The sequence below is a fragment of the Pseudomonas artemisiae genome (assembly GCF_057128685.1).
Genome location: NZ_JBSKHS010000037.1, coordinates 1 through 864 on the forward strand (window position 1 = coordinate 1; position 864 = coordinate 864).

1 protein-coding gene is annotated in these 864 nt (G+C 58.7%); it reads right to left on the minus strand.

Going from position 1 to position 864, the window contains the following annotated elements; genetic code table 11:
* Window positions 1–849: a flagellin domain-containing protein gene (locus ACWKV4_RS20580; RefSeq protein WP_483839556.1), complete on the minus strand. Its 849-nt coding sequence runs from the start codon at window positions 847–849 to the stop codon at window positions 1–3.
* Window positions 850–864 lie beyond the last annotated feature (15 nt).

Sequence of the window (864 nt, forward strand, 5' to 3'; positions counted from 1 at the left end):
TTACTGAAGCAATTTCAGTACAGAGGAAGGGATCTGGTTGGCCTGGGACAGGATCGCGGTGGAAGCCTGTTGCAGGGTTTGCTGCTTGGTCAGTTCGGCGGTTTCGGAAGCGAAGTCCACGTCCTGAATGGTAGAGCGCGAAGCGGTAGCGTTTTCAATGATGTTAGCGATGTTGCTGACCGTGCTTTCCAGACGGTTTTGCTTGGCACCCAGGTCGGCACGGGTGGTGTTCACTTGGTCCAGGGCCGAGTCGATGGCGCTGATGGCCGAGTCGATGGCGGTGTGCGCGCCGCTTACGTCGGAACCGGTGATCGCGGCGCCGCTCAAGCCCAGGCCCGCGGCCGAAGCGTTCAGGCTGATGCCCAGGTCGATGTGCTGGTCGTCACCGGTCATGGCGCCAACCTGGAACTGCAGGCCAGAAGCCGAACCGTCGAGCAACTTCATACCGGTACCGAAGGTGGTCGACGTGGAGATACGGGTCAGTTCGTCGCTCATCTGAGTGAATTCAGCTTGCAGAGCGGTACGGTCGTTGCTGCTGTTGGAGTCGTTGCGGGACTGTACAGCCAGTTCACGCATACGCTGCAGGATGCTGGTGGTTTCTTGCAGAGCGCCTTCAGCGGTTTGTGCGATGGAGGTTGCGTCGTTGGCGTTCTTGGTCGCAACGGTCAGGCCCTTGATCTGGGTGGTCAGACGGGTAGCGATCTGCAGGCCAGCGGCGTCATCTTTAGCGCTGTTGATTTTCAGGCCCGAGGACAAACGCGTCATCGAGGTAGCGGTAGCGCTGGAAGCTTTGTTCAGGTTGTTTTGAACAGTCAGCGAAGCGATGTTGGTGTTAACGGTCAACGACATGACGAATCCCTCGGG

Bases quoted from the DNA above. Each gene is read 5' to 3' on its own strand.
- ACWKV4_RS20580 (WP_483839556.1), bottom strand. From the start codon at position 849: ATGTCGTTGACCGTTAACACCAACATCGCTTCGCTGACTGTTCAAAAC.